This window comes from Pseudomonas sp. DCB_BI, assembly GCF_026240995.1.
Lineage (GTDB): Bacteria > Pseudomonadota > Gammaproteobacteria > Pseudomonadales > Pseudomonadaceae > Aquipseudomonas.
This window is the reverse complement of record NZ_JAPFCG010000024.1, coordinates 53,869-80,816: the sequence shown is the minus strand read 5'-3', so window position 1 is coordinate 80,816 and position 26,948 is coordinate 53,869. Positions and strand designations below refer to the sequence as shown.

Sequence of the window (26,948 nt, the reverse complement as noted above, 5' to 3'; positions counted from 1 at the left end):
GCTTTGGCGCAGTGCCAGTGCCTGTTGGTCGTTTTTTAAACAGATTTGGAATACGCCGACGTCCCATTCCTCCCGCAGCGCATGGCCGTAAGCATCGTGAAACACAGACATGCTTGGATGATCCGTGCAATTTCCCGCAAGTTAGGCATAATAAACCGCTTCGATTGTCATCCAGTCCTTCCCATGCAGAAAGAACCTCGTAAGGTCCGTGAGTTTCGCCGTCGCGAACAGGAAATCCTCGACACCGCGCTAAAACTGTTTCTTGAACAGGGTGAAGACAGCGTCACCGTCGAGATGATCGCCGACGCCGTGGGCATCGGCAAAGGCACGATCTACAAGCACTTCAAGTCCAAGGCGGAGATTTACCTGCGCCTGATGCTCGACTATGAGCGCGACCTGAACGAGCTGTTGCACTCGGCGGACGTTGACCGCGACAAGGAAGCCCTGTCGCGTGCCTACTTCGAGTTCCGCATGCGCGACCCTCAACGATACCGGCTGTTCGACCGCCTTGAAGAAAAGGTCGTCAAGGGCAACCAGGTACCGGAAATGGTCGAGCAACTGCACAGCATTCGCGCCTCGAACTTCGACCGGTTGACCCAGCTCATCAAGGGCCGTATCAGCGAAGGCAAGCTTGAAGACGTGCCGCCTTACTTCCACTACTGTGCCGCCTGGGCGCTGGTGCATGGCGCGGTGGCCCTGTACCACTCGCCGTTCTGGAGCAACGTGCTGGAAGACCAGGAAGGCTTCTTCCAGTTCTTGATGGACATCGGCGTGCGCATGGGCAACAAGCGCAAGCGCGACCCGGAACCGTCGAACTGAAACATTCCTGAGCTCGGCAATGCTTGGGGCTTGCAAAAACCTGATTTATGAGTCAGCTTTTGCCGGCCCCTTCATCCATGCCGGAGTCATCCATGATCGTCGATCGTCAAGGCAGGCGATTTCGCAACCTGCGCGTCAGCCTGACGGCTGCCTGCAACTACGCCTGCACCTACTGCGTACCTGACGGCAAGCGCCTGGTGGCAGCGCAGGATGAATTGTCGGCGGATGCACTGGCCCGTGGCGTGGCCTACCTGATTGAAGCTGCCGGCATCGAGCGCTTGCGCATCACCGGTGGTGAGCCGTTGGTCAGCCCACGCCTGGATGCCTTTCTGGTTGCCGTGGCCAAACTCGACCTCGACGACATCTCCCTGACCACCAATGGCCAGTTACTGACTCGCAAGTTGCCGCAACTGCAGGCGGCTGGAATTCGCCGGCTGAATGTTTCCCTCGACACCCTCGACCCACTGGCTTTCCGTCAAATCGCTCGGGGCGGCGACCTTGCCAGTGTGTTGGACGGAATGGAGCGCGCTAGCGCCCTGGGCATGCGGGTCAAGGTGAACATGGTGCCCATGCGCGGACACAACCTCGACCAAGTGCTGCCGCTGCTGGATTACTGCCTGGCGCGTGGCTTTGAATTGCGCTTCATCGAACTGATGCGCATGGGCCACCTGGCCCGTGACCACAATGCCTTCGTGCAGCAGTTTGTCGGCCTCGACCAGCTGCTGGCGCTGATCGGCGGCAAGCATGCGTACACGCAGGTGGATGCTCCACTGGACGCTACCGCCATGCGCTATCACATCCCAGGCCAGGGCCACTTCGGCGTCATTGCCAACGAAAGCGTGCCGTTTTGCCGTACCTGTTCGCGGTTGCGGTTGTCGTCAACGGGCTGGCTGCATGGCTGCTTGTCGTCTGGCAATCGCCACTTCATTGGCGACTTGCTGGAAAAACCGCGCCACCAGGCGCTGCCGGCCTTGCAACGGTTGTTGGTCAAGGCGCTGGCAGACAAGCAGGACCTGGCGTTTTCCGGCGGCGTGACGGTCATGAAGGTGATCGGGGGCTGAAGCTGGCGCAAAAGCTGCATTCGCCGGCTATTCGCCGGTTTTTCGTCGCCGGCCATTGGAGGAAAGATGCGTAGCCTGGTCTTGCCGCTGGCGCTGATGGCGCTGGGCGGTTGCATGAATGTCAGTGATATGGGCGAGACTGCCCGCTACCACATGAGTGATGCGGGGCTGCTGGACCACAGTGACACCCGGCGTACCCTGTCGATTCGCTTGCAGCCGGATTCGTTCATCTTTATCGGCCAGGGCGCGTTTGTTCCACCGGGCAAAGGGCCGGTGCCCCGGCAGAATGCCGTGGCCGAGCAGGCCTTCAAAAGCTTCATCGAGTACTTTCCGCTGGTGCGTCGCGCCCAAGGACCACTGGGCCTGGAAGAGGCCATTGCCCAAGCCCGCTCGGTGGGCGCCGACTACGTGCTCTATACCCGTTTTGCCCGCACCGACGACCGTATCGGCAATGGCGACGAGTGGTATGACGAACAAGCCGTAGACCGCCTTGGCTGGGACAGTGGGGTGGTGCAGATGATGTTGATCGAAACCAATACCCGCTACCTGATCGACACCGCACGCATCAAGAGCCGTGGCGGTTTGTTGACGTTCCACGACAAAACCCCCGAGGATTTGCTTGGTGCGCCGATGCGCGAGTACGCTCGTAGCCTCCTGGGCATGAGTGAATGAGGCAAGCGTGATGAGCGACTCCGGCAAGGCCAGTGACCTTCTGGCACAGATCCCCAAGGCCAAGGGCCTGCCGCCAGTGCACCTGTGGCATCCGGATTTCTGCGGTGACATCGACATGCGCATCGCCCGCGATGGTACCTGGTACTACCTGGGCACGCCGATCGGGCGCAAGCCGATGGTGCGGCTGTTCTCTACCATCATTCGCCGCGACGGCGATGACTATTTCCTGGTGACCCCGGTAGAGAAGGTTGGCATTCGTGTCGACGATGCGCCGTTCGTGGCCGTGCTGCTGGAGGTGCAGGGCGAAGGCGAACAGCAGGTGCTGCGCTTTACCAGCAATGTCGAAGACCAGGTCGAGGCCGGGCCGGATAATCCCTTGCGAGTAGTGATCGACCCGGTGACGCAGGAGCCATCGCCGTATGTGTTGATGCACAGCAACCTGGAAGCGCTGATACATCGCAATGTGTTTTACCAGCTGGTGGAACTGGCCGTGCCGCGTGTGATCGAGGGGGAGGAATGGTTGGGCGTATGGAGCCGGGGGGAGTTTTACCCGATTGGGCGCAGTAGTTGAGGGCTCTGGAGCTGGAAGGCGCATGTCTTGAGTTTTGTGCTGCCTGGTAGATCGAGCGCCGCCCGCGCGGCGCTCGATCTACCAGGCGCTGACATACTTCCGGTGAACAACGAAAAAGCCCCCGGTTGCTTGCGCACCCGAGGGCTTTTTCAGTGTCTGGCTCCGCGACCTGGACTCGAACCAGGGACCCAATGATTAACAGTCATTTGCTCTACCGACTGAGCTATCGCGGAATCTGCGCGTATCTTACTGATTGTCAGGGGGAAGTCAAGCCACCCCCTGACAAATCAATCAGTTACAGCACTTCGACGATAGCCTTGGTGACTACGTGGATATTGCTCTGGTTCAGCGCGGCCACGGCGATACGGCCGGTGTCCAGCGCGTAGATGCCGAAGTCGTTCTTCAGGCGGGCGACTTGTTCAACGGTCAGGCCCGAGTAAGAGAACATGCCCACCTGGCGACCTACGAAGCTGAAGTCGCGGTTGGCGCCGTATTCGGCCAGCAGCGCAACCATTTGCTTGCGCATGCCGTGGATACGGTCGCGCATTTCGGCCAGCTCGGTTTCCCACATCTGGCGCAGTTCGGCGCTGTTCAGCACGGTGGCAACGATGGTTGCGCCGTGGGTTGGCGGGTTGGAGTAGGTGGTGCGGATCACGCGCTTGACCTGCGACAGCACACGGGTGCTTTCGTCCTTGGAGGCGGTGACCACCGACAGCGCACCGACGCGCTCGCCGTACAGCGAGAACGACTTGGAGAACGAGCTGGAGACGAAGAATTCCAGGCCCGATTCGGCGAACAGGCGCACGGCGAAGGCGTCTTCGGCGATGCCGTCACCGAAGCCTTGGTAGGCCATGTCGAGGAACGGCACGTGGCCTTTGGCTTTGACCACTTCCAGCACGTTTTTCCAGTCTTCCAGGTTCAGGTCGACACCGGTCGGGTTGTGGCAGCAGGCGTGCAGCACCACGATCGAGCCAGACGGCAGGGCGTTGAGGTCTTCGAGCATACCGGCGCGATTGACGTCGTTGGTCGGCGCGTCGTAGTAACGGTAGGTCTGGACCGGGAAACCGGCCGACTCGAACAGCGCGCGGTGGTTTTCCCAGCTCGGGTCGCTGATGGCAACCACGGCGTTTGGCGAGATACGCTTGAGGAAGTCGGCGCCGATCTTCAGTGCGCCGGTACCACCGACGGCCTGCACGGTAACCACGCGGCCAGCGGCCAGCAGTGGCGATTCGGCGCCGAACAGCAGCTTTTGCACGGCCTGGTCGTAGGTGGCAATGCCGTCGATCGGCAGGTAGCCGCGCGAGGCGTGCTGGGCGGCACGCTGGGTCTCGGCTTCGATCACGGCGCGCAGCAGCGGAATGCGGCCTTCCTCATTGCAGTACACGCCTACGCCCAGGTTGACCTTATCGGTACGTGGGTCGGCGTTGAATGCTTCGTTGAGGCCCAAAATAGGGTCGCGGGGTGCCAGCTCGACAGCGGAAAACAGGCTCATTGTTACTTCGGCTCTGATTGAAGAGTGATAGGGCGTACACGCTCCAGCCGAATGCACTGAAGCGGTGCACAAACGGGGAGTCAGTATAGTGATACCGACCGGTCACCGCGACACTCTGGCGCAGCTTTTCCAGCTATTTGCGCAAATATTTTTTGACCATTGGTCTAATTGCCCGGTCCACCGTAATACCCGTTCACAGGTATGCCTTGAAAGCGCACCCTGATGGCTGCATTTGGGTATAGACTACTGGCTAAATTTACAGTTACTGCAGCGTCGCGAGGTCCGTCATGTCCGAGTTCCAGCTCGTCACCCGTTTCCAGCCGGCCGGCGACCAGCCTGAGGCCATCCGCCAGATGGTCGAGGGCATCGAGGCCGGGTTGTCGCACCAGACGCTGCTCGGGGTGACCGGCTCAGGCAAGACCTTCAGCATCGCCAACGTCATTCAGCAGGTGCAGCGTCCGACCCTGGTGCTGGCGCCGAACAAGACCCTGGCGGCGCAGTTGTATGGCGAATTCAAGGCGTTCTTCCCCAACAACGCGGTGGAGTATTTCGTTTCCTACTACGACTACTACCAGCCGGAAGCCTACGTGCCGTCGTCGGATACCTTTATCGAGAAGGACGCCTCGATCAACGACCACATCGAGCAGATGCGCCTGTCGGCGACAAAGGCACTGCTGGAGCGGCGTGACGCGATCATCGTCACCACAGTGTCGTGCATCTACGGCCTGGGCAGCCCCGAGACTTACCTGAAGATGGTCCTGCACGTGGACCGCGGCGACAAGCTTGACCAGCGTGCCCTGCTGCGCCGCCTGGCGGACCTGCAGTACACCCGCAACGAGATGGACTTCGCCCGCGCCACCTTCCGCGTGCGTGGCGACGTGATCGACATCTTCCCGGCCGAATCGGACCTGGAGGCGATCCGCATCGAGCTGTTCGATGACGAAGTGGAGAACATCGCCGCCTTCGACCCGCTGACGGGGGAGGTCTTCCGCAAGCTGCCGCGGTTCACCTTCTACCCCAAGAGCCACTACGTCACCCCGCGGGAAACCCTGCTGGAAGCCGTGGAGGGTATCAAGGAGGAATTGAAGGAACGCCTGGAATACTTGCACAAGGCCAACAAGCTGGTAGAAGCCCAGCGCCTGGAGCAGCGTACCCGCTTCGACCTGGAGATGATCCTGGAGCTGGGCTACTGCAACGGCATCGAAAACTACTCGCGCTACCTGTCCGGTCGGCCTGCCGGCGCTCCGCCACCCACCTTGTACGACTACCTGCCGGCCGACGCACTGCTGGTGATCGACGAGTCCCACGTCAGCGTTCCGCAGGTCGGCGCCATGTACAAGGGCGACCGCTCGCGCAAGGAAACACTGGTGGAGTATGGCTTCCGCATGCCGTCGGCACTGGATAACCGGCCGATGCGTTTCGACGAGTGGGAGGACGTGAGCCCGCAGACCATCTTCGTCTCTGCCACCCCCGGCCCTTACGAGGCCGAACACGCCGGGCGCGTGGTGGAGCAAGTGGTGCGGCCCACCGGCCTGGTCGACCCGCAAGTCGAGGTACGCCCCGCGTTGACCCAGGTCGATGACTTGCTGTCGGAAATCCGCAAGCGGGTGGCGCAGGGCGACCGGGTCCTGGCCACCACCCTGACCAAGCGCATGGCTGAAGACCTGACCGATTACCTGGCCGATCACGACGTGCGGGTACGCTACCTGCACTCGGACATCGACACCGTGGAACGGGTGGAGATCATCCGCGACTTGCGCCTGGGTACCTTTGACGTGCTGGTAGGTATCAACCTGCTGCGTGAAGGCCTGGACATGCCTGAGGTGTCGCTGGTGGCGATCCTCGATGCCGACAAGGAGGGCTTCCTGCGTTCCGAGCGCTCGCTGATCCAGACCATTGGTCGTGCGGCGCGTAACCTCAATGGCCGGGCAATCCTGTACGCCGATAACGTCACCGGCTCGATGCAGCGCGCCATCGACGAAACCGAGCGCCGCCGCGAGAAGCAGATCGCCTTCAACGAAGCCAACGGCATCGTGCCCAAGGGCGTGGTCAAGGACATTACCGACATCATGGAAGGTGCCACGGTGCCCGGTGCGCGCAGCAAGAAGCGCAAGGGTATGGCCAAGGCGGCAGAGGAGAGCGCCCGCTACGAAGCCGAACTGCGCACGCCGGGCGAGATCACCAAGCGCATCAAGCAGCTGGAAGAGAAAATGATGCAGTTCGCCCGTGATCTGGAATTCGAAGCCGCGGCGCAGTTGCGCGACGAGATTGCCCAGCTGCGGGAGCGCTTGATTACCAGCTGATCCTGTGGGAGCGGGCGTGCCCGCGAAGAATTTTACGCGGTGTCTGGCACCGGCTGCGCCGGTGTTCGCGGGCTCGCCCGCTCCCACAGGCATCGCACATCGTCTGAAATTGGCTCAGTGGGCCTCCCCAGCCTTCAACCCCTCCGGCAGCTTGCGGGTCAGCAACACCGCCACCATGCTCACCGCCAAGCCAATCCCGACAAAGTGGAAGGCATCGTTGTAAGCCATGATCAGCGCCTGCTGGTGGGTAATCTCGCTAAGCTTGCCCAGCGCCGCATTGTCACTACCCAGTCGCTCCGCCAATTGCGCAAGCCGTTCTGCCACCTGCGGGTTGCTCGGCACCACCGATTCGCGCAGGTAATCGAAATACACCTTGGTGCGCGCATCCAGCAGGGTAGCCAGCAAGGCAATACCAATCGCGCCACCAAGGTTACGCAAGATATTGAACAGGCTGGATGCGGATCCTGCATCCTGTTGTTGGATGTACGCGGTGGCAATCAGCGAAATGGTCACCATGATCATCGGCTGGCCCAGGGCGCGGATGATCTGGATATGGTTGAACTGCGGCCCGGCAAAGTCCGGGTTGAGCACCCCCGAACCGAAACTGGCGGCGCCGAACAGGCAGAACCCCAGCGCGCAGAGTACCTTGGGCGATATCACCTTCATCAGTTGCGGCACCAGCGGTATCAGGAACAGCTGCGGTATCCCCATCCACATGATCACCTCGCCAATCTGCAAGGCGTTGTAGCCCTGCACCTGTGCCAGGTACAGCGGCAGCAGGTAGATGGATCCGTACAGCCCTACGCCCATGCCCAGGCTGGCGATGCTCGACAGGCCGAAGTTGCGGTTGCCGAGAATGCGCAGGTTGATCAGCGGGTGCGGTTTGGAAAACTGCAGGATGACGAAGGTGATCAGGCTGACCAGCGCGACGCTGCCCAGGCCGACGATCAGGTGCGATTCTAGCCAGTCCTTGCGGTGGCCTTCCTCAAGAAACACCTGCAGGCAGCCCAAGCCCAGGCCCAGGGTGAGGATGCCGGCATAATCGGTGCTTTTCAGCAGCTCCCAGTGCGCCTCTTTCTTCTCCAGCCCGTACAACAGGCCGGCGATCATCACCAGGCCCGGCGGGATGTTGATGTAGAAGATGTACTCCCAGCCCCAGTTTTCGGTCAGCCAGCCGCCCAGGGTAGGGCCAATGGACGGGGCGAAGGTAGCGGTCATGGCGAACATCGCCATGCCTTTGGCGCGGTGGTGTTCGGGCAGCTTGATCAGGGTCAGGGTAAACGCCAGCGGGATCAGCGCCCCGCCGGTAAAACCCTGCAGGGCACGGAACAGGATCATGCTTTCCAGGTTCCAGGCCATCGAGCACAGCAAGGACGACAGCAGGAAACCGGCGGACACCCAGACCGCCAGGCGCCGCGCCGATAACAGCTGCACCAGCCAGGCGGTCAGCGGGATCATGATGATTTCCGCCACCAGGTAGGAGGTGGAAATCCACGAGCCTTCTTCCAGGGTGGCCGACAGGGCGCCCTGGATGTCTTTCAGCGAAGAGTTGGTGATCTGGATGTCCAGCACTGCCATGAAAGCGCCGAGCATCACGCTCATCACCGCGATCCAGTCGCGTCGGCTTGGCTCCGCGGTAGGGCGCAGCAGTTGATCACCGGGCATCGTGGCCGTCGTCTTCGTTGCGCAGGTCGACGGTGGCGGTGACCGACATGCCGGGGCGGATGCGCCCGCGCAATGGGTTATCGGCGCGGAACGTGAGTTTTACCGGGATGCGCTGCACCACCTTGGTAAAGTTGCCGGTGGCGTTGTCCGGCGGCAACAGGCTGAACTGCGCACCTGAAGCGGCGAACAGGCTTTCGACCCGTGCTTCGATTGGCGTATCGGGGTAGCTGTCGAACTCCAGTTCGGCGCGTTGGCCGGGCTGCATGTGGCCGATCTGGGTTTCCTTGAAGTTGGCCTGCACCCAGATGTCTTCGTCGGGCACGATCGACAGCAGGTAGGCGCCAGCCTGCACTACCTGGCCATTGCGTGCGTTGCGCTGGCCGATGGTGCCGCTGATCGGCGCGCGGATCTCGCAGCGGCTCAGGTTCAGTTCGGCTTGAGCCAGGTCGGCGCGGGCATTGGCGATTTGGGCATCGAGGCGTTTCAGGTCGGCCGTGAGTGCGTTGACCTGCTGGCGCTGGCTTTGCAGGTCGGCGCGGGCCTTGTCGACCTGCGAGCCGGCGACATGGCTGTCGGCCGACAGGGTAGTGACTCGCTCTTCAGAGACAAACCCGGGCTTGCGCAGTTTTTCCGCGCGGCTGAGGTCCAGCCGTGAACGGTCGAAGGTGGCCTGGTTGGCCGCCACCTGGGCCTGACCTGCGGCAATCAGGCTGCCTTGCTGGGTCAGGCGGCTTTGCGCCTGGGCATATTCGGCTTCGCGGGTCGCCAGGGCGGCGCGGGCGCGCTCGATCGCCAGTTCGAAGTCGGCGGCTTCCAGGCGTACCAGCAGGTCGCCCTTGTTGACGTGCTGGTTGTCCTCCACCGGCACGCTGTCGATACGGGCGCCGAGCTGGCTGGAGATACGGGTAATCTCGCCCTGCACGTAGGCGTTGTCGGTGCTCTCGTAGAAGCGGCCCTTGAAATACCAGTGGGCCAGGAAGGCGAGGGCGATGATGGCCACCAGGGTAAAGAAGATCGCCAGGCGGCGCTTGAGTTGGGCAGGCATGGGTACGGTCGTTCCAGAAATGTAAATAAATTTAACAGCGGCACATGGCCGATCGGCAAGTGACGTTCGCGCCATTGCTGGAGCCCGGTGCCTGCCTCCTGCTAACATCCCGCCTTTGTTTCATCTTTCGTTCGAGACTCCCATGACCACCGTACGCACGCGTATCGCGCCATCGCCTACCGGCGACCCCCATGTCGGCACTGCCTACATCGCCCTGTTCAACTACTGCTTTGCCAAGCAGCACGGCGGTGAGTTCATCCTGCGCATCGAAGACACCGACCAGCTGCGCTCCACGCGCGAGTCGGAACAGCAGATCTTCGACGCCCTGCGCTGGCTCGGCATCGAATGGAACGAAGGCCCGGACGTTGGCGGCCCGCATGGCCCGTACCGGCAGAGCGAGCGTGGCGAAATCTACGCCAAGTACGCCAAGGAACTGGTTGACGCCGGCCACGCCTTCTACTGCTTCTGCACCGCCGAAGAGCTGGAGCAGATGCGCGCCGAGCAGCAAGCCCGCGGCGAAACCCCGCGCTACGACGGCCGCGCGCTGCTGCTGAGCGCCGAAGAAGTACAGCGTCGCCTGGACGCTGGCGAGCCGCACGTGATCCGCATGAAGGTGCCGAGCGAAGGTATCTGCGTGGTACCTGACATGCTGCGCGGGGATGTCGAAATCCCGTGGGACCGCATGGACATGCAGGTGCTGATGAAGAACGACGGCCTGCCGACGTACTTCCTGGCCAACGTGGTCGACGACCACCTGATGGGCATCACTCACGTGCTGCGCGGCGAAGAATGGCTGCCATCGGCGCCCAAGCTGATCAAGCTTTACGAGTACTTCGGCTGGGAGCAGCCCAAGCTGTGCTACATGCCGCTGCTGCGTAACCCGGACAAATCCAAGCTGTCCAAGCGCAAGAACCCGACCTCGGTCACCTTCTACGAGCGCATGGGCTTCATGCCTGAAGCCATGCTCAACTACCTGGGCCGCATGGGCTGGTCGATGCCGGACGAGCGCGAGAAGTTCTCGCTGGCGGAAATGGTCGAGCACTTCGACCTGTCGCGTATCTCGCTGGGCGGCCCGATCTTCGACATCGAAAAGCTGTCCTGGCTCAATGGGCAGTGGCTGCGCGAGCTACCGGTAGAGGCGTTCGCCGCACGGCTGCAGAAGTGGGCGTTCAACAGCGACTACATGATGAAGATCGCCCCGCACGTGCAAGGCAGGGTCGAAACGTTCAGCCAGGTTGCCCCGCTGGGCGGGTTCTTCTTCGAAGGCGCGCTGAAGCTGGACGCCAAGCTGTTCGAAAGCAAGAAACTGTCGGCCGACCAGGTGCGCCAGGTGATTCAGCTGATCCTGTGGAAGCTCGAGAGCCTGCGCCAGTGGGAAAAAGAGCGCATCACTGGCTGCATCCAGGCGGTGGTCGAGGCGCTGGAGCTGAAGCTGCGTGATGCCATGCCGCTGATGTTCGCCGCCATCACTGGCCAGGCAAGCTCGGTATCGGTCCTGGACGCCATGGAAATCCTCGGCCCGGACCTGACTCGCTACCGCTTGCGTCAGGCCCTGGACCTGCTGGGTGGCGTGTCGAAGAAAGAAAACAAAGAGTGGGAAAAGCTGCTGGCCGCCATCGGCTGACCGCGCTTCCGGGCCTGTTGCCGAACCTGTGGGAGCGGGTTCACCCGCGAATACGATGTGGTCTGCACTACATTATTCGCGGGTAAACCCGCTCCCACACAGTTCACTGTTCAGGTTTTAGTGGGGCAGGGCGGTAAGTGATTGTTATCTGTGAAAAAATTTTTGGATATTTTTGAAAATTAGTTTGACAGCCCTGCAATCCGATCTTAATATGCGCCCCGTCCACAGCGATGAACGAAAACGAAGCGTCAGGCACCCAGCCAGCGATTCGGTTCAGAGCGACATTGTGGGGCTATAGCTCAGCTGGGAGAGCGCCTGCATGGCATGCAGGAGGTCAGCGGTTCGATCCCGCTTAGCTCCACCAAATTCCGCTTAGCAGCCAAGGCTGATAAGCAAGACCGGGTCCAACAACCGGGTCTTGAAGGTAAGAAGGTTCGTCCCCTTCGTCTAGTGGCCTAGGACACCGCCCTTTCACGGCGGTAACAGGGGTTCGAGTCCCCTAGGGGACGCCAGTTTTGCACAAGCGATGTTTCAATATGTCGCTGGGCCGCGAGGCTATAAATCCGGGGCTATAGCTCAGCTGGGAGAGCGCCTGCATGGCATGCAGGAGGTCAGCGGTTCGATCCCGCTTAGCTCCACCAATTTTGCCGCGGTTCGCGTTAGCGAATCGGCACGAAGGTTACGTCCCCTTCGTCTAGTGGCCTAGGACACCGCCCTTTCACGGCGGTAACAGGGGTTCGAGTCCCCTAGGGGACGCCACTTTTCCTGCGTTTTGCAGGGCTTAAAAAGGCTCGTCGATTATTGATGAGCCTTTTGTTTCGGGGCTATAGCTCAGCTGGGAGAGCGCCTGCATGGCATGCAGGAGGTCAGCGGTTCGATCCCGCTTAGCTCCACCATTTCTGCCAGGGTTCACGCAAGTGGATCTTCGCGAAGGTTACGTCCCCTTCGTCTAGTGGCCTAGGACACCGCCCTTTCACGGCGGTAACAGGGGTTCGAGTCCCCTAGGGGACGCCATTTTTACCCGCGTTTTGCGGGACTTTGAAGGCTCATTCGATTATTGAATGGGCCTTTTGTTTTTCTTATCTCCCTAAAATTGTCTGCCGACAAACGGCCGCAGATTCCGCTTGCCAAAAAATATGATGAGAATAATATTTCGATCATCATATTTCGCCCTGTGAGCGCCGAATGAGCGACAAGAAGAGCAGAACCCGCGAACGCATACTGGAGGCTGCCCGCAGTGCGCTGATCCAGCACGGGCCGGCCGAGCCCAGTGTCAGCCAGGTGATGGGGGCTGCTGGGCTGACCGTTGGGGGCTTCTACGCCCATTTCGACAGCAAGGACGACTTGATGCTCGAAGCGTTTCGCCAGCTGTTGGGAGAGCGCCGCGCCTTGCTCGCGCAGATCGACCCCAACCTCGATGGTGCAGGGCGGCGGGCACTGGCCGGCGCCTTCTACCTGTCGCGCAAGCACCGGGATGCCGAAGTGCACGCATGCCCCTTGCCCAACTCGCTGGGCGAAATGCAGCGCCTCCCTGAGGCCTTTCGTGAGGTGCTGGCCGAGCACATCGAGTTGATGACTGCCGCGATGGTTGACCGCCCTGAAGACGCCGACAAGGCGCTGGCCGACCTGGCGCTGATGGTTGGCGGCCTGGCGTTGGCCCGGGCACTGGGTACCAGTGATCTGTCTGACCGCATTCTGCGCGCCGCCAAATCGGCGGTGCTTTAACCCTGGAGCATGGCGATGACTACCCTGAGCTGGATTCGTGGTGTCAATGGCACCCTGGGCCGCCTGGCCCCCGAGCACGTCGCGGGCAAGATGCGCCGTGCCTTCATGACCCCGCGCAACCTGCCGCCGCGGCACTGGGAGTTGCCCCTGCTGGCCAGCGCCGAGCGCATCACCTTGCGCTTTGGCCTGTCTGCATTGCGCTGGGGGCAGGGGCCTACCGTGCTGCTGATGCATGGTTGGGAGGGCAGGCCCACTCAGTTTGCCGCCTTGATCGAAACCCTGGTTCAGGCAGGGTACACGGTGGTGTCGCTGGAAGGGCCGGGGCATGGCCGTTCGCCCGGTCAGCAGGCGAATGTGGTGCTGTTTGCCCGCGCGCTGCTGGAAGCTGCCGCCGAGTTGCCGCCCCTGCGCGCGGTGATCGGCCACTCGATGGGCGGTGCCAGTGTGTTGCTGGCCCTGCAGATGGGGTTGCGCACGGAAGCGGCGGTGAGCATCGCTGCCCCGGCCCGGCTGCTGGGCGTGCTGCGTGGCTTTGCCCGGCGCTTGGGGTTGCCAGCACGGGCGCGGGCGGCGTTCATTCGCCAGGTGGAACGCGACGTCGGCATGCAGATTGCCCGGCTGGATGTCAGTGGTTACCAACTGGAGCTCCCGGGTCTGGTGGTGCATGCCGCCGATGACGTTCTGGTGCCTGCCGATGAGGCCGATATTATTCACAAAGCCTGGTTCGACAGCCGCTTGCTGGTGTTGGAGGAAGGCGGCCATCAGCGGGTGCTGGCCGACCCACGGCTGAGTGTCGCCGTGCTCGAATTGCTGGCCCGCGCCGACGTGCCAGCGCGACAAACTGCCTGAGGGTGTTGCCGGCGATGAGGCCGGTAAATCTGCCACAGGGGCTGGACATTACCCCGCAGGTCGCTGCTAAATCGGCTTTTGTGCCAAGGAAGCGAACATGAGCTGGGACCTGGCAACACCCTTCGTCATCGACCTGCGCGTCAGCAGCGAGGACATCGACGGCCTCGGTCACGCCAATAACGCGGTCTACGTTACCTGGCTGGAGCGCTGTGCCTGGCGTCACTCCCAGCGTCTGGGCCTGGACCTGGCCGAGTACCGGCGGCTGGATCGGGCCATGGCGGTGGTGCGCCACGAAATCGACTACCTGGCTGCCGCCTACGAAGACGACGAACTGCAACTGGCCACCTGGATCATCGACTGGGACCAGCGCTTGCGCATGACCCGGCGTTTCCAGCTCAAGCGCCCGCGTGACGGCGTAACTCTTTTGCGCGCCCAAACCACGTTTGCCTGCATCGAGCTGTCCAGCGGCAAACCCCGGCGCATGCCGGCAGAATTCCTCGACGGTTACGGCCCGGCGCTGATCGGCGCCTGATAGCCCGGGTTTTTTTGCTAGACTGCCGGCTTTTCCGCCGAGACCCCGACATGCAAATTGCCCTGGCCCCCATGGAGGGGCTGGTCGACAACATCCTGCGCGACGTGCTGACCCGCGTGGGCGGTATTGACTGGTGCGTCACCGAGTTCATTCGCGTGTGCGACCGCCTGTTGCCGCCTGCCTCGTTCCACAAGCTGGCGCCCGAGTTGCGCCAGGGCGCGCTGACGGCTGCCGGGGTGCCGATGCGCGTGCAGCTGCTGGGCTCCGACCCTGTGTGCCTGGCGGAAAACGCCGCGCTGGCCTGCGAACTGGGTGCGCCGGTGATCGACTTGAACTTCGGTTGCCCGGCCAAGACCGTGAACAAGTCTCGCGGTGGCGCGGTACTGCTGAAGGAACCGGAGTTGTTGCACGCCATCGTGCGTGAAGTGCGCCGCGCAGTGCCGGCACATATCCCGGTGACCTCAAAAATGCGCCTGGGCTTCGATAGCCCGGAGGGTGCGCTGGATTGCGCCACCGCGCTGGCCGAAGGCGGTTCGGCGCACCTGGTGGTGCATGCGCGCACCAAGGTCGAGGGCTACAAGCCGCCGGCCCACTGGGAGTGGGTGGCGAGGGTGCAGGACGTGGTCAAGGTGCCGGTGTTCGCCAACGGCGAGATCTGGACCGTCGACGACTGGCGACGTTGCCGGGAGGTCAGTGGCGCCGAAGACATCATGCTCGGTCGCGGGCTGGTTTCGCGTCCGGACCTGGGCCTGCAGATCGCTGCGGCACGGGATGGGCGCGAGTACCAGCCGATGAGCTGGAATGACCTGCTGCCGTTGCTGCGCGAGTTCTGGCGCCAGGCCCAGGCCAAACTGTCACCGCGCTACGCGCCGGGCCGGATGAAGCAGTGGCTGGCCATGCTGACCCGCAGTTATCCCGAGGCGGTGGTGCTGTTTGCCGAGTTGCGTCGGGAAGATGACTGCGCGCGGATCAGCCGGTTGCTGGGGGTGGAGGTGCAGGCTTTGGAGGCCTGTGTTGCCTGATCTGGCCCCTTCGCGGGCGCGCCCGCGAAAAGGGCTACACCGATTTCAAATTTTTTATCATTGCCCCTTGAAAGCGTTTCCCTAGGCCATATCTCTTGAGTACGCGATGCCGAAGTCGGGTCGCGTAGTGACTTACTTGCTGAATCTCAGGAGTTAATGACCATGACCACCGCTTTCTCTCTCGCTCCACTGTTCCGCCATTCCGTTGGTTTCGACCGGTTCAACGACCTGTTCGAATCCGCGGCACGTAACGAGGCCGGTAGCAGCTACCCGCCCTACAACGTGGAAAAGCATGGCGATGACCACTACCGCATCGTGGTTGCCGCAGCCGGTTTCCAGGAACAGGACCTCGACCTGCAGGTCGAAAAGGGTGTCCTGACCGTTACCGGTGGCAAGCGTGATAATGGCCCCGCCGAGGTGACCTACCTGCACCAGGGCATCGCGCAACGCGCCTTCAAGCTGTCGTTCCGCCTGGCAGACCATATCGAAGTGAAGGCCGCCGGCCTGGCCAACGGCCTGCTCAGCATCGACCTGCTGCGCATCGTGCCTGAAGAAGCCAAGGCCAAGCGCATTCCGATCAACGGCGATAAGCCAGCGCTGAACTGATTGTGTTGATGTGAAGAAGGGCACCCTCGGGTGCCCTTCTTGTTATGCCCTTGGCAGGGTCACGGCGGCGCCAGGGTCAGTAGCCCGCCGGCGCCTCCAGCAACATCTGCCGAAACTCCGGTAACGGCAACGGCCGGCTGTGCAGATACCCTTGGTACAGGTGGCACCCTAGCCGCTCCAGGAACTCCAGCTGTTCGGTCAGCTCCACCCCCTCGGCAATCACCGCCAGGTCCAGGCTGCGGGCCATGGCGACGATGGCGCGGACGATTTCCGCGTCGTTCGGGTCCACGGGTGCATCGCGCACAAAGGTCTGGTCGATCTTCAGGGCATCCACCGGCAGGCGCTTCAGATACGTCAGCGAGGAATAGCCCGTGCCGAAGTCATCCATTGCAAAACTCACCCCGTAGCGCTTCAGTTCGCGCATCTTGCTGATGGTGTCTTCCAGGTTCTGGATGACAATGCCTTCGGTAATCTCCAGCTTCAGCATTTGCCGTGGCAGGCGGTAGTCGTCGAGGCTGCGCAATACCCGCCCAACGAAATCATTCTGGCGGAATTGCCGTGGGCTGATGTTCACGCACAGGCTGAAATCATCGGCGTCGATCAGCCCGTCGGCCAGCATGCGCGCACAAGCATCGCACGCTTCGTCGAGGATCCAGCTGCCAACCTCCAGGATCAGGCCACTTTCTTCCAGTACCTGGATGAACTGCGCCGGCGGCTGCTGGCCGAGTTGCGGGTGGTGCCAGCGCAACAGCACTTCGGCGCCGACGATGCGGTTGTCGCGTGCATCCACCTGTGGCTGATAGTGCAGTGCCAGCTCCCCGCGGGCCAGGGCCAGGCGCAGGTCGTTTTCCATGCGCAGGCGCTCGCTGGCGGCCTTCTGCATGGTGGTGTGGAAAAGCTGGGTGGTATTGCGCCCGGAGTCCTTGGCCCGGTACAGGGCGATGTCGGCGCGCTTGAGCAGGTCGGCCGGGGTGGTGCCATGGTCGGGGATCAGTGCCACGCCGATGCTTGGCGTTACCTGCAGGCGCTGGCCATCCAGCGACATCGGCTCGGCCAACAGCTCGCGCAGGGTGTCGGCCAGTTCGCGGACCTTTTCTTCCACCACTTCGCGGCTGCCTTCCAGGCCGCTGAGCAGCACCACGAACTCGTCGCCACCCAGGCGTGCGACGGTGTCCTCCAGGCGTACGCTGGCCTCCAGCCGGGCGGTGATGATCTTCAGCACCGTATCGCCCACCGGGTGGCCCAGTGAGTCGTTGATGTGCTTGAAGTGGTCGAGGTCAAGGAACAACAGGGCGCCGCGCAGGTTGTGGCGCTTGAGCAGGGCGATCTGCTGGCTCAAGCGGTCCATCAGCAACGCGCGGTTGGGCAGGTTGGTCAGCGGATCGTGGTAGGCGAGGTGGCGGATCTGCGCCTGGGCGTTCTTCAGCTGGCTGACGTCGCGAGCATTGAGCAGCAGGCATTCCACTTCGTTGAGGGTGATCGGCTCCACCGATACTTCCACGGTAAGAATGTCGCCGCGCTTGTTGCGCCCGAGCATTTCGCGGTGATGCACCCGGCCGCGCTCGCGCAACTCGGCCAACAACGCGCTGCGTTGCTTGTCGTCCGCCCAGATGCCGATCTCGTACACCGTATGGCCGATCACTTCGGCAGCGCTATAGCCGGTCAGGCGGCAGAAACCATCGTTGATCTCCAGGTAACGGCCGCTGTGGCGTTCGGTGATGGTGATGGCGTCGGGGCTGGAGTGGAAGGCCTTGGCGAACTTCTCCTCGCTCGATTTGAGCGCCGCCTCGGCGCGTTGCTGCTGGGTGATGTCACGCAGGGTGGTGACGCTGCAGGGCTGGTCGTCGACGGTGATCAGGCGGCTGGATATCACGCACGTTAGCGGTGCGCCGCTGCGGTGGTTGACCACCACTGCGACGTTGCTCAGGGCCTGTTCGCGGATGACCCGTTCGATACGTTGTGCGCGCTCGATGGACTCGGCCCACAGGCCGATTTCCTCGGCGGTGCGGCCAAGCACCTGCTCGGTATTCCAGCCGAAGGTCTGGGTGAATGCCGGGTTGATCTCGATGAACTGGCCAGTGTCCTGGCGTGTAACGCAGATTGGGTCGGGGCTGACCTGGAACAGGCTGGCGAATTTCTCTTCCGAGGCGCTCAGGCGCTGCTCGCGCTCCACCTGGTCAGTGATGTCGAGCAAGGTACCGGCCATGCGCAGCGGGTTGCCCTGCTCGTCGCGGTACAACCGGGCGCGGCTTTCGATGTAGCGCGAAATGCCGTTTTCCAGCTGCACCCGGTAGGTGATCTGGTAGTTGCCAGCGGGCCCTTCGCGCAAGCTGCGGTAGGCTTGGCGCATCGAGTTGCGCTCCTGTTCCGGTACCCCCTCGAAAAACGCGTCGAACGATTCGTGGAAGGGGATCGGCGGCAGGCCGTGCAGTTGCGCGGCGCGGGCCGAGCCGTAGAGCATGCCGCTGGGGATGTGCCAGTCCCAGGTGCCCAGCTGCGCCGAGTCCAAGGCCAGGTCCAGGCGTTCCTGGCTGTCTTTCAGCGCCTGCTCGGCGCGCTTGCGTTCGGTGGTGTCGACGAAGGTGCTGATAAGAAAAGTCACCCCCTCCAGCTCGATGCCCTGGGTGCAGAGAATGCCGTCGTGGATTTTGCCGCTGGTGGCGCGGAACTGCACCTCCATGATCAGCGGGCCGCCGTTGGCGCGGGTCGATTCCATCACCTGGTGGCGCTGTTCCGGGTTGACCCACAGGCCCAGTTCCAGGCTGGTCTTGCCGATCACCTGGGTGCCGGGCCAGCCGAACATGTCCTCGAAATGCTGGTTGACCTCGAAAATCATGCCGTCGTGGCGCCGGGTCAGCAAAATGGCGTTGGGGCTGAGGTGGAACAGCGTGGCGAAGCGCTTTTCCGAGTTGATCAGCGCCGTTTCCCGCTCGCGCTGGCGGGTGATCTCGCGGATCACCCCGATCATCTGCGCTCGGCCGTGCTGGTCGTGGGTCAGGCTGCCGTTGATTTCCAGCCAGTGCAGGGTGCCGTCCGGCCAGCGAATGCGGTGGCGCATGGCCTGTTCCACCGGCTCGCCGTTGAATATCGCCTGGAACACCTGTCGCGTGCGGGCGCGGTCCTCCTCGGGCAGTAGGTCGAGGTAATCGACATCGGCCGGCAGCGGCCGTTGCGGGTCGAAGCCGAACAGCGCCTGGGTGCCGCGCGACCAGCTGACCCGGCCGCTTTCGATATCCCATAGCCAGGCCCCCAGGCGCGCGCCGTTGAGCGCGGCCAGCAGTTGCGGGGCGTTCTGCCAGGCTTGTTCGGACTCTTCGGGGTCGGCCGCGGGTATTCTCGGCAGGCGCAAAAAGCGGTTAGCTGATTTGGGCATCGGTACCAGACCTTTGGCGAATAACGCGTCCTTGGAGTTGGAAATGCCGGGCTGACGGCCGGTCAGGCGGACCCTGCGTGGCTGTCGAGCAGGGCCATGAATGCCCTGGCGGCGTTCGATAGCGTACGCTCCGTGTGCAGAATGTAGCCTAGCTGGCGCGACAGCTGTATGCCGGGCAATGCGATGGGTGCAACCTGGTCGTCGAGCATGGTGCGTGGCAGCACACTCCAGGCCAGGCCGATCGACACCATCATCTTGATGGTTTCCAGGTAGTTGGTGCTCATGGCGATGTTCGGCGTCAGCCCTTGGCTTTCGAACAGGCGCTGCACGATATGGTGGGTGAAGGTGTTGCCGCCGGGGAACACCGCAGGGTGGCGAGCGACATCGGCCAGGCTGACCGCCTGGTTGTTGGCCAGTGGGTGTTCGGGCGCAGCGACGAAGTCGAGGGCGTCGTCCCACACCGGCACGGCCTTGACCAGGTGGTGTGGCTCGGGGGCCAGGGTGATCACGGCAATCTCGGCGCGGCCATGCAGAATCTCGTCGTAGGCCTGTTCCGAATCCATGAACTGGATATCCAGCGCAACCGCCGGGTGTTCGCGGGTGAACGCCCGTAGCAGCGGGGGCAGGCGGTGCAGGCCGATGTGGTGGCTGGTGGCCAGGGTCAGGCGACCGCTCACGGCTCCGTTGAGGTTGGTCAGCGCCCGTCGGGTATCATCGAGGACGTTGAGGATCTGGTAGGCCCGTGGCAGTAGCGCGCGCCCGGCCTCGGTCAGGGTTACCTCGCGGCCCAGGCGGTCGAACAGGCGCACGTCCAGCTGCTGCTCCAGCCCGGCGATGCGTTTGCTGATAGCCGGCTGGGTCAGGAACAGGCGTTCGGCCGCCCCTGAAAAACTGCCGGTTTCGGCGATGGCGATAAAGGCGCTGAGGTTGGCCAGGTCCATGGAGTTGTATTCCTTTGGGTTATCCAAAGCATAAAAAATATGAATTTGAGTTATTCAATCTAACCCCATAGCATCGTCCATACAAGCCAAGGGGTTTTTGGCATAGAAAGACGCTGATGAGGAACAGTCTGATGGCTGGCAAAACGCTCTACGACAAACTCTGGGAAGCCCATGAGGTCAAGCGCCGTGATGACGGCTCGTCCTTGATCTACATCGACCGCCACATCATCCACGAAGTGACGTCGCCCCAGGCCTTCGAAGGCCTGCGCCTGGCCAACCGCAAGCCATGGCGGATCGACACCAACATCGCCACGCCGGACCACAACGTACCGACCACGCCAGAGCGCAAGGGCGGTATCGAGGCTATCGTCGACCAGGTGTCGCGCCTGCAGGTGCAGACCCTCGACGAGAACTGTGACGAATACGGTATCGTCGAATTCAAGATGAACGACGAGCGTCAGGGCATCGTCCACGTCATCAGCCCGGAGCAGGGTGCCACCTTGCCGGGCATGACGGTGGTCTGCGGTGACTCGCACACCTCCACCCATGGTGCTTTCGGTGCCCTGGCCCATGGCATCGGCACCTCCGAGGTCGAGCACGTGCTCGCCACCCAGTGCCTGGTCGCCAAGAAGATGAAGAACATGCTGGTGCGCGTGGAAGGCCAGTTGCCGGCCGGCGTGACCGCCAAGGACATCGTCCTGGCCGTGATCGGCAAGATCGGCACCGCGGGTGGTAACGGCCACGCCATGGAATTCGCTGGCAGCGCCATTCGCGAGTTGTCGATGGAAGGCCGCATGACCATCTGCAACATGTCCATCGAAGCCGGTGCCCGTGTGGGCCTGGTGGCGACCGACGCCACCACCGTTGCCTACGTCGAAGGCCGCCCGTATGCGCCGAAGGGCGAGCAGTGGAAGCAGGCGGTCGAGTCGTGGAAAGACCTGGTGTCGGATGACGACGCGGTGTTCGACACCGTGGTCGAACTGGATGCCAGCCAGATCAAGCCACAGGTCAGCTGGGGCACCTCGCCAGAGATGGTCCTGGCCGTCGACCAGCGCGTACCGGACCCGGCCGCTGAAGCCGACCTGGTCAAGCGTGGCTCGATCGAGCGTGCCTTGAAATACATGGGCCTGACCGCAAACCAGGCGATCACCGATATCAAGCTGGACCGCGTATTCATCGGCTCGTGCACGAACTCGCGCATCGAAGACCTGCGCGCCGCGGCGGAAATCGCCAAGGGCCGCAAGGTGGCTGCGAGCGTCAAGCAAGCCATCGTCGTGCCGGGTTCGGGCCTGGTCAAGGCCCAGGCCGAGCGTGAAGGCCTGGACAAGATCTTCCTCGAAGCCGGTTTCGAATGGCGTGAGCCAGGCTGCTCGATGTGCCTGGCGATGAACCCGGACCGCCTGGAGAGCGGCGAGCATTGCGCGTCCACCTCCAACCGCAACTTCGAAGGCCGTCAGGGCGCCGGTGGCCGTACCCACCTGGTCAGCCCGGCCATGGCCGCTGCTGCCGCAGTCGCCGGCCACTTCATCGATGTCCGCGAGTTGATCCAAGGGAGCGCAGCATGAAAGCCTTTACCCAGCACACTGGCCTCGTCGCGCCGTTGGACCGTGCCAACGTCGACACCGACCAGATCATCCCCAAGCAGTTCCTGAAGTCGATCAAGCGCACCGGCTTTGGCCCCAACCTGTTCGACGAATGGCGTTACCTGGACGTGGGGCAGCCCTACCAGGACAACAGCAAGCGCCCCGTCAACCAGGAGTTCGTGCTCAACCACGCGCGCTATCAGGGTGCCAGCGTGTTGCTGGCGCGGGAAAACTTCGGTTGCGGCTCCAGCCGTGAGCACGCCCCTTGGGCGTTGGACGAGTACGGCTTCCGTAGCATCATTGCGCCGAGTTTTGCCGACATCTTCTTCAATAACAGCTTCAAGAACGGCCTGCTGCCGATCATCCTCAGCGATGAGGAGGTGGACGAGCTGTTCAAGCAGGTCGACGCCAACCCGGGTTACCAGCTGACCATCGACCTGCAGGCGCAGGCGGTGACCCGCCCGGACGGCAAGGTGCTGCATTTCGAGATCGATGCGTTCCGCAAACACTGCTTGCTCAACGGCCTGGACGATATCGGCCTGACCTTGCAGGACAGCGAGGCGATCAAGGCCTTCGAAGCCAAGCATCGCGCCAGCCAGCCTTGGCTGTTCCGTGACGCCTGAGTGATGTAGCTGTGAGTGCTGGCCTCTGTGGGGCGGGCTTGCCCCGCGAAGAGGCCGGTACTGGTGATGACAATCAAAAGGACTGCACCCATGACCAGCACCAACCATACCGATGTGGTCCAGCGCCAGTTCGGCGAACAGGCCAGCGCCTACCTCAGCAGCGCCGTGCACGCCCAAGGCAGTGAATTCGCCTTGCTGCAGGCCGAGCTGGCGGGGCAGGGCGCTGCCCGCGTATTGGACTTGGGCTGTGGTGCCGGTCATGTCAGCTTCCACGTCGCCCCGCTGGTTGCCGAGGTGGTCGCCTACGACCTTTCGCAAGCCATGCTCGACGTGGTCGCCAGCGCCGCTGCCGAGCGTGGCCTGGCCAATGTCACCACCGAGCGCGGCGCCGCCGAACGCCTGCCGTTCGCCGATGCCTCGTTCGATTTCGTCTTCAGCCGCTATTCGGCCCATCACTGGAGCGACCTGGGCCTGGCCCTGCGCGAAGTGCGCCGGGTGCTCAAGCCGGGTGGTGTGGCGGCGTTCATCGACGTGATGTCGCCGGGCAGCCCGTTGCTCGACACCTACCTGCAAACGGTCGAGGTGCTGCGCGATACCAGCCACGTGCGTGATTACTCCGCCGCCGAATGGCAGCGCCAGGTCAGCGAGGCCGGCCTGCATGTGCGCAGCCATACCCGTCAGCCGCTGCGCCTGGAGTTCACCAGCTGGGTCGAGCGCATGCGCACCCCTGAACCGATGCGCGTGGCCATCCGCCAATTGCAGCAAGCCATGGGCGAAGAAGTGCGTCAGTATTACCAGATCGAGGCCGATGGTTCGTTCAGCACCGATGTGCTGGTGCTGTGGGCCGAGCGTTAAGAACTTTTCGGTGGGGCCCGCTTGGCCGCACCGCGTGAATGGATAGAGGAAAGCATGAGCAAGCAGATTCTGATTCTCCCAGGTGACGGTATCGGCCCGGAAATCATGGCCGAGGCGGTCAAGGTGCTGGAGCTGGCCAACGACAAGTTCCAGCTCGGCTTCAGCCTGGCACACGACGTGATCGGCGGCGCTGCCATCGACAAGCACGGCGTGCCGCTGGCCGACGAGACCCTGGAGCGGGCGCGCAAGGCCGATGCCGTGCTGCTGGGCGCCGTGGGCGGGCCGAAGTGGGACAAGATCGAGCGAGACATTCGCCCGGAGCGCGGCCTGCTGAAAATCCGTTCGCAACTGGGCCTGTTCGCCAACCTGCGCCCGGCCATCCTCTACCCGCAACTGGCGGACGCCTCGTCGCTCAAGCCAGAAATCGTTTCTGGCCTGGACATCCTCATCGTCCGTGAGCTGACCGGCGGTATCTACTTCGGTGCTCCGCGTGGCCAGCGTGAGCTGGAAGGCGGCGAGCGCCAGGCCTACGACACCTTGCCGTACAGCGAAAGCGAAGTGCGCCGCATTGCCCGGGTCGGCTTCGACATGGCCCGCGTGCGCGGCAAGAAGCTGTGCTCGGTGGACAAGGCCAACGTCCTCGCTTCCAGCCAGCTGTGGCGCGAAGTGGTCGAAGACGTGGCCAAGGACTACCCCGATGTGGAACTGAGCCACATGTACGTCGACAACGCCGCCATGCAGTTGGTGCGTGCACCCAAGCAGTTCGACGTGATGGTGACCGACAACATGTTCGGTGACATTCTGTCGGATGAAGCTTCCATGCTGACCGGTTCCATCGGCATGCTGCCTTCGGCGTCGCTGGATGCCGACAACAAGGGCATGTACGAGCCGTGCCACGGGTCGGCGCCGGACATCGCAGGCCAAGGCATCGCCAACCCGCTGGCGACCATCCTTTCGGTGTCGATGATGCTGCGTTACAGCTTCAATCAGTCGGCTGCCGCCGAAGCGATCGAGAAGGCCGTTAGCCTGGTTCTGGACCAGGGTTTGCGCACCGGCGACATCTACTCGGAAGGCTGCCGCAAAGTTGGTACGCAGGAAATGGGCGACGCAGTAGTCGCAGCGCTGCGGAATCTGTAATCTCTCTGGCCCGCTACCCCAAATTCCCGGTGGCGGCCCACTTTTAGCAAAGGTGTAGTTGCGATGAAACGTGTAGGTCTGATCGGTTGGCGCGGTATGGTCGGTTCCGTGCTCATGCAGCGGATGCTGGAGGAGCAGGATTTCGACCTTATCGAGCCGGTGTTCTTCACTACCTCCAATGTTGGCGGCCAGGGCCCGAACGTGGGCAAGGATACAGCTCCGCTCAAGGATGCTTATTCGATTGAAGAACTCAAGACCCTCGACGTGATCCTGACTTGTCAGGGCGGCGACTACACCAACGAGGTCTTCCCCAAGCTGCGTGAGGCTGGCTGGCAGGGTTACTGGATCGATGCCGCGTCGTCCCTGCGTATGCAGGATGATGCAGTGATCGTCCTCGACCCGGTGAACCGCAAGGTCATCGACCAGCAGCTGGACGCCGGTACCAAGAACTACATCGGCGGCAACTGCACCGTCAGCCTGATGCTGATGGGTCTGGGCGGCCTGTTCGAAGCCGGCCTGGTGGAGTGGATGAGCGCCATGACCTACCAGGCCGCCTCGGGTGCTGGCGCGCAGAACATGCGTGAGCTGATCCGGCAGATGGGGGCTACCCACGCTGCCGTTGCCGATGACCTGGCCAACCCGGCCAGTGCCATCCTCGACATCGACCGCAAGGTTGCCGAGACCATGCGCAGCGATGCCTTCCCGACCGAGAACTTCGGCGTACCGCTGGCTGGCAGCCTGATCCCGTGGATCGACAAGGAACTGCCGAACGGCCAGAGCCGTGAAGAGTGGAAGGCCCAGGCCGAGACCAACAAGATCCTCGGCCGCTTCAAGAGCCCGATCCCGGTCGACGGCATCTGCGTGCGCATCGGCGCCATGCGTTGCCACAGCCAGGCGCTGACCATCAAGCTGAACAAAGACGTGCCGATCGCCGACATCGAAGGGATGATCAGTCAGCACAACCCTTGGGTGAAGCTGGTGCCGAACCAGCGTGAAATCAGCATGCAGGAACTGACCCCGACCAAGGTCACCGGCACTCTGAACATCCCGGTTGGCCGCCTGCGCAAGCTGAATATGGGGTCGCAGTACCTGGGCGCGTTCACCGTGGGTGACCAGCTGCTGTGGGGCGCGGCCGAACCGCTGCGCCGCATGTTGCGGATTCTGCTGGAGCGTTGATCGTTCTGCTTTGACCAAAAACCCGCGCTGGCGACAGTGCGGGTTTTTTTGTGTCCGGGGGGAGGGTTTCAGCGCCTGTGAGATCGAGCGCCGCCCGCGCGGCGCTCGATCTCACAAACACCGCAAATCCCAAGCCATCCCCCGCTAGCCCTCACGCAATCCCACAGCGACGAAGGTACGGCCAGCACAGACAAAACCCTACAATCCGAGTAAAGTGCCGCCCCCGCCGTTTACAGCAAGAGGATCCCTTCCATGACACACCCTTTGGATATCGCCGTCGTCGGCGCCACCGGCAGCGTCGGTGAAACCTTGGTGCAGATCCTCGAAGAGTTGGCCTTCCCGGTTGCTACCCTGCACCTGCTGGCCAGCATGGAATCGGCGGGCAGCAGCGTGATGTTCGCTGGCAAGAAGCTGAAAGTGCGCGAAGTCGACAGCTTCGACTTTGCCCAGGTCAAGCTGGCCTTCTTCGCCACCGGCGCCGCCGTCAGTCGCAGCTTTGCCGGCAAGGCGCTGCAGGCAGGCTGCACGGTGATCGACCTGTCCGGTGGCCTGGATGACGCCCTGGCCTTGGTGCCGGAAGCCAACGCCGACCGCCTGGCCGGCCTGTCGTTGCCAGCGCGCATCGTCAGCCCATGCTCGGCCGCAGTAGCTCTGGCCGTCGCGCTGGCGCCGCTCAAAGGCTTGCTCGACATCGAGCGGGTGCAAGTGATGGCCGCGTTGGCGGTGTCTGCGCAAGGCCGTGAAGCGGTCAGCGAACTGGCCCGGCAAACCGCCGAACTGCTCAATGCCCGACCGCTGGAGCCGCGTTTCTTCGACCGCCAGGTGGCGTTCAACCTGCTGGCCCAGGTGGGTGCTGCCGACGAGCACGGCCATACCGCGCTGGAGCGCCGCCTGGTCAGTGAATTGCGCGTGCTGCTGGGCCTGCCTGAGCTGAAGATTTCGGTAAGTTGTGTTCAAGTCCCGGTGTTTTTCGGCGATAGCTTCAGTGTGGCCGTGCAAAGCCGTCGCCCGGTAGACCTGGCAGCGGTCAACCAGGCCCTGGAGGCAGCCGACAGCGTTGAGCGGGTGGAAAACGATGACTATCCGACCCCGGTCGGTGACGCAGTAGGCCAAGACGTGGTCTATGTTGGTCGTGTACGTCACGGTGTTGATGAAGACCAGCAGCTCAACCTCTGGCTGACCACCGACAACGTGCGCAAGGGCGCTGCGCTCAACGCCGTGCAAGTGGCGCAATTGTTGATTAAACACATGCCGTAAAAGATACTGGCGAGCAC

22 protein-coding genes and 7 tRNA genes are annotated in these 26,948 nt (G+C 62.6%); 23 read left to right on the top strand and 6 right to left on the bottom strand.

From position 1 onward, the window contains the following. Nucleotides 1–183: 183 nt before the first annotated feature. From OO258_RS23135 to OO258_RS23120, 4 genes are all read left to right on the top strand, one after another. Nucleotides 184–819, top strand: a complete 636-nt coding sequence (locus tag OO258_RS23135) for a TetR/AcrR family transcriptional regulator (RefSeq protein WP_003247170.1) — start codon at nt 184–186, stop codon at nt 817–819. A 92-nt stretch (nt 820–911) separates the two neighbouring features. After that, the gene (locus OO258_RS23130; protein ID WP_266033033.1) at nt 912–1,880 is read left to right on the top strand and encodes a GTP 3',8-cyclase MoaA; all 969 of its coding nucleotides are present in this window, start codon (nt 912–914) and stop codon (nt 1,878–1,880) included. Nucleotides 1,881–1,946: 66 nt separating this feature from the next. Then, on the top strand, nt 1,947–2,552 hold the full coding sequence (locus OO258_RS23125) for a DUF4823 domain-containing protein (protein WP_266033031.1): 606 nt from the start codon (nt 1,947–1,949) through the stop codon (nt 2,550–2,552). Nucleotides 2,553–2,562: 10 nt separating this feature from the next. Next, on the top strand, nt 2,563–3,123 hold the full coding sequence (locus OO258_RS23120; protein WP_266033029.1) for a DUF1285 domain-containing protein: 561 nt from the start codon (nt 2,563–2,565) through the stop codon (nt 3,121–3,123). Nucleotides 3,124–3,280: 157 nt separating this feature from the next. Here the strand turns inward: OO258_RS23120 and OO258_RS23115 are convergent. Further along, a tRNA-Asn gene (locus OO258_RS23115) sits at nt 3,281–3,356 on the bottom strand. Nucleotides 3,357–3,418: 62 nt separating this feature from the next. Then, nucleotides 3,419–4,615, bottom strand: coding sequence for an amino acid aminotransferase (locus tag OO258_RS23110; RefSeq protein WP_110744526.1), 1,197 nt, complete (start codon nt 4,613–4,615; stop codon nt 3,419–3,421). Nucleotides 4,616–4,902: 287 nt separating this feature from the next. On the opposite strand from OO258_RS23110, the gene uvrB reads away from it, so the two are divergent. Next, nucleotides 4,903–6,918, top strand: coding sequence for an excinuclease ABC subunit UvrB (gene uvrB / locus OO258_RS23105; protein ID WP_266033026.1), 2,016 nt, complete (start codon nt 4,903–4,905; stop codon nt 6,916–6,918). A gap of 114 nt (nt 6,919–7,032) precedes the next feature. Here uvrB and OO258_RS23100 read toward each other — a convergent pair whose 3' ends face one another. Then, nucleotides 7,033–8,523 (bottom strand): MDR family MFS transporter, encoded by a 1,491-nt coding sequence (locus OO258_RS23100; RefSeq protein WP_266033081.1) that lies wholly within the window; start codon nt 8,521–8,523, stop codon nt 7,033–7,035. 49 nt (nt 8,524–8,572) lie between these two features. Then, on the bottom strand, nt 8,573–9,628 hold the full coding sequence (locus OO258_RS23095; RefSeq protein ID WP_266033022.1) for an HlyD family secretion protein: 1,056 nt from the start codon (nt 9,626–9,628) through the stop codon (nt 8,573–8,575). Nucleotides 9,629–9,770: 142 nt separating this feature from the next. On the opposite strand from OO258_RS23095, the gene gltX reads away from it, so the two are divergent. The 12 genes from gltX to OO258_RS23035 all read left to right on the top strand — a co-directional run bounded on the left by gltX (nt 9,771) and on the right by OO258_RS23035 (nt 15,986). Beyond that, nucleotides 9,771–11,252: a glutamate--tRNA ligase gene (gene gltX / locus OO258_RS23090; protein ID WP_266033019.1), complete on the top strand. Its 1,482-nt coding sequence runs from the start codon at nt 9,771–9,773 to the stop codon at nt 11,250–11,252. Between the two features lie 288 nt (nt 11,253–11,540). Next, nucleotides 11,541–11,616: transfer RNA gene (locus OO258_RS23085), tRNA-Ala, on the top strand. A gap of 72 nt (nt 11,617–11,688) precedes the next feature. Then, nucleotides 11,689–11,764 (top strand) — tRNA-Glu (locus tag OO258_RS23080). Nucleotides 11,765–11,817: 53 nt separating this feature from the next. Next, nucleotides 11,818–11,893: transfer RNA gene (locus tag OO258_RS23075), tRNA-Ala, on the top strand. Nucleotides 11,894–11,935: 42 nt separating this feature from the next. Next, nucleotides 11,936–12,011: transfer RNA gene (locus tag OO258_RS23070), tRNA-Glu, on the top strand. Nucleotides 12,012–12,072: 61 nt separating this feature from the next. Beyond that, a tRNA-Ala gene (locus OO258_RS23065) sits at nt 12,073–12,148 on the top strand. Nucleotides 12,149–12,190: 42 nt separating this feature from the next. Beyond that, a tRNA-Glu gene (locus tag OO258_RS23060) sits at nt 12,191–12,266 on the top strand. Between the two features lie 171 nt (nt 12,267–12,437). Further along, on the top strand, nt 12,438–12,977 hold the full coding sequence (locus OO258_RS23055; RefSeq protein WP_110744521.1) for a TetR/AcrR family transcriptional regulator: 540 nt from the start codon (nt 12,438–12,440) through the stop codon (nt 12,975–12,977). Between the two features lie 15 nt (nt 12,978–12,992). Then, a complete protein-coding gene (locus OO258_RS23050) occupies nt 12,993–13,826 on the top strand; it encodes an alpha/beta fold hydrolase (protein WP_266033016.1) in 834 nt (277 codons plus the stop codon). 97 nt (nt 13,827–13,923) lie between these two features. Further along, a complete protein-coding gene (locus OO258_RS23045; protein WP_266033012.1) occupies nt 13,924–14,358 on the top strand; it encodes an acyl-CoA thioesterase in 435 nt (144 codons plus the stop codon). A gap of 50 nt (nt 14,359–14,408) precedes the next feature. Next, nucleotides 14,409–15,380, top strand: coding sequence for a tRNA dihydrouridine synthase (locus tag OO258_RS23040; RefSeq protein WP_110744518.1), 972 nt, complete (start codon nt 14,409–14,411; stop codon nt 15,378–15,380). A gap of 162 nt (nt 15,381–15,542) precedes the next feature. Beyond that, nucleotides 15,543–15,986, top strand: a complete 444-nt coding sequence (locus OO258_RS23035; RefSeq protein WP_110744517.1) for an Hsp20 family protein — start codon at nt 15,543–15,545, stop codon at nt 15,984–15,986. 76 nt (nt 15,987–16,062) lie between these two features. On the opposite strand, the gene OO258_RS23030 is transcribed toward OO258_RS23035, so the two are convergent. Together OO258_RS23030 and OO258_RS23025 are read right to left on the bottom strand one after the other, a co-directional pair. Beyond that, nucleotides 16,063–19,359, bottom strand: coding sequence for a PAS domain S-box protein (locus OO258_RS23030; RefSeq protein WP_266033007.1), 3,297 nt, complete (start codon nt 19,357–19,359; stop codon nt 16,063–16,065). Between the two features lie 62 nt (nt 19,360–19,421). After that, complete coding sequence (locus tag OO258_RS23025) at nt 19,422–20,300, bottom strand: LysR family transcriptional regulator (protein ID WP_266033004.1); 879 nt, start codon at nt 20,298–20,300, stop codon at nt 19,422–19,424. A 131-nt stretch (nt 20,301–20,431) separates the two neighbouring features. Between OO258_RS23025 and leuC the strand changes: the two genes are divergently transcribed. The 6 genes from leuC (at nt 20,432) to OO258_RS22995 (ending at nt 26,931) form a co-directional block, all read left to right on the top strand. After that, nucleotides 20,432–21,865 carry a 3-isopropylmalate dehydratase large subunit gene (gene leuC, locus OO258_RS23020; protein WP_266033001.1) on the top strand — a complete coding sequence of 478 codons (1,434 nt, stop codon included), beginning with the start codon at nt 20,432–20,434 and terminating at the stop codon, nt 21,863–21,865. Continuing rightward, nucleotides 21,862–22,506: a 3-isopropylmalate dehydratase small subunit gene (leuD, locus tag OO258_RS23015; RefSeq protein WP_266032998.1), complete on the top strand. Its 645-nt coding sequence runs from the start codon at nt 21,862–21,864 to the stop codon at nt 22,504–22,506. Before leuC ends, leuD begins: the two co-directional genes overlap by 4 nt. Before the next feature lie 90 nt (nt 22,507–22,596). Further along, nucleotides 22,597–23,361, top strand: coding sequence for a class I SAM-dependent methyltransferase (locus OO258_RS23010; protein WP_110744513.1), 765 nt, complete (start codon nt 22,597–22,599; stop codon nt 23,359–23,361). 54 nt (nt 23,362–23,415) lie between these two features. Beyond that, complete coding sequence (leuB, locus tag OO258_RS23005; protein ID WP_110744512.1) at nt 23,416–24,498, top strand: 3-isopropylmalate dehydrogenase; 1,083 nt, start codon at nt 23,416–23,418, stop codon at nt 24,496–24,498. A 63-nt stretch (nt 24,499–24,561) separates the two neighbouring features. Then, nucleotides 24,562–25,674 (top strand): aspartate-semialdehyde dehydrogenase, encoded by a 1,113-nt coding sequence (asd, locus tag OO258_RS23000; protein WP_110744511.1) that lies wholly within the window; start codon nt 24,562–24,564, stop codon nt 25,672–25,674. Between the two features lie 252 nt (nt 25,675–25,926). Next, on the top strand, nt 25,927–26,931 hold the full coding sequence (locus tag OO258_RS22995; RefSeq protein ID WP_266032989.1) for an aspartate-semialdehyde dehydrogenase: 1,005 nt from the start codon (nt 25,927–25,929) through the stop codon (nt 26,929–26,931). Nucleotides 26,932–26,948: the final 17 nt, after the last annotated feature.

What these genes read in the sequence shown, in the direction of transcription:
- OO258_RS23050 (WP_266033016.1), top strand. Translation starts at nt 12,993, where the DNA reads ATGACTACCCTGAGCTGGATTCGTGGTGTCAATGGCACCCTGGGCCGC.
- OO258_RS23125 (WP_266033031.1), top strand. Translation starts at nt 1,947, where the DNA reads ATGCGTAGCCTGGTCTTGCCGCTGGCGCTGATGGCGCTGGGCGGTTGC.
- OO258_RS23135 (WP_003247170.1), top strand. Translation starts at nt 184, where the DNA reads ATGCAGAAAGAACCTCGTAAGGTCCGTGAGTTTCGCCGTCGCGAACAG.
- OO258_RS23120 (WP_266033029.1), top strand. Translation starts at nt 2,563, where the DNA reads ATGAGCGACTCCGGCAAGGCCAGTGACCTTCTGGCACAGATCCCCAAG.
- OO258_RS23025 (WP_266033004.1), bottom strand. Translation starts at nt 20,300, where the DNA reads ATGGACCTGGCCAACCTCAGCGCCTTTATCGCCATCGCCGAAACCGGC.
- OO258_RS23010 (WP_110744513.1), top strand. Translation starts at nt 22,597, where the DNA reads ATGACCAGCACCAACCATACCGATGTGGTCCAGCGCCAGTTCGGCGAA.
- OO258_RS23095 (WP_266033022.1), bottom strand. Translation starts at nt 9,628, where the DNA reads ATGCCTGCCCAACTCAAGCGCCGCCTGGCGATCTTCTTTACCCTGGTG.
- OO258_RS23040 (WP_110744518.1), top strand. Translation starts at nt 14,409, where the DNA reads ATGCAAATTGCCCTGGCCCCCATGGAGGGGCTGGTCGACAACATCCTG.
- leuB (WP_110744512.1), top strand. Translation starts at nt 23,416, where the DNA reads ATGAGCAAGCAGATTCTGATTCTCCCAGGTGACGGTATCGGCCCGGAA.
- OO258_RS23035 (WP_110744517.1), top strand. Translation starts at nt 15,543, where the DNA reads ATGACCACCGCTTTCTCTCTCGCTCCACTGTTCCGCCATTCCGTTGGT.
- gltX (WP_266033019.1), top strand. Translation starts at nt 9,771, where the DNA reads ATGACCACCGTACGCACGCGTATCGCGCCATCGCCTACCGGCGACCCC.
- leuC (WP_266033001.1), top strand. Translation starts at nt 20,432, where the DNA reads ATGGCTGGCAAAACGCTCTACGACAAACTCTGGGAAGCCCATGAGGTC.
- OO258_RS23055 (WP_110744521.1), top strand. Translation starts at nt 12,438, where the DNA reads ATGAGCGACAAGAAGAGCAGAACCCGCGAACGCATACTGGAGGCTGCC.
- uvrB (WP_266033026.1), top strand. Translation starts at nt 4,903, where the DNA reads ATGTCCGAGTTCCAGCTCGTCACCCGTTTCCAGCCGGCCGGCGACCAG.
- OO258_RS23130 (WP_266033033.1), top strand. Translation starts at nt 912, where the DNA reads ATGATCGTCGATCGTCAAGGCAGGCGATTTCGCAACCTGCGCGTCAGC.
- OO258_RS22995 (WP_266032989.1), top strand. Translation starts at nt 25,927, where the DNA reads ATGACACACCCTTTGGATATCGCCGTCGTCGGCGCCACCGGCAGCGTC.
- OO258_RS23110 (WP_110744526.1), bottom strand. Translation starts at nt 4,615, where the DNA reads ATGAGCCTGTTTTCCGCTGTCGAGCTGGCACCCCGCGACCCTATTTTG.
- OO258_RS23030 (WP_266033007.1), bottom strand. Translation starts at nt 19,359, where the DNA reads ATGCCCAAATCAGCTAACCGCTTTTTGCGCCTGCCGAGAATACCCGCG.
- OO258_RS23045 (WP_266033012.1), top strand. Translation starts at nt 13,924, where the DNA reads ATGAGCTGGGACCTGGCAACACCCTTCGTCATCGACCTGCGCGTCAGC.
- leuD (WP_266032998.1), top strand. Translation starts at nt 21,862, where the DNA reads ATGAAAGCCTTTACCCAGCACACTGGCCTCGTCGCGCCGTTGGACCGT.
- asd (WP_110744511.1), top strand. Translation starts at nt 24,562, where the DNA reads ATGAAACGTGTAGGTCTGATCGGTTGGCGCGGTATGGTCGGTTCCGTG.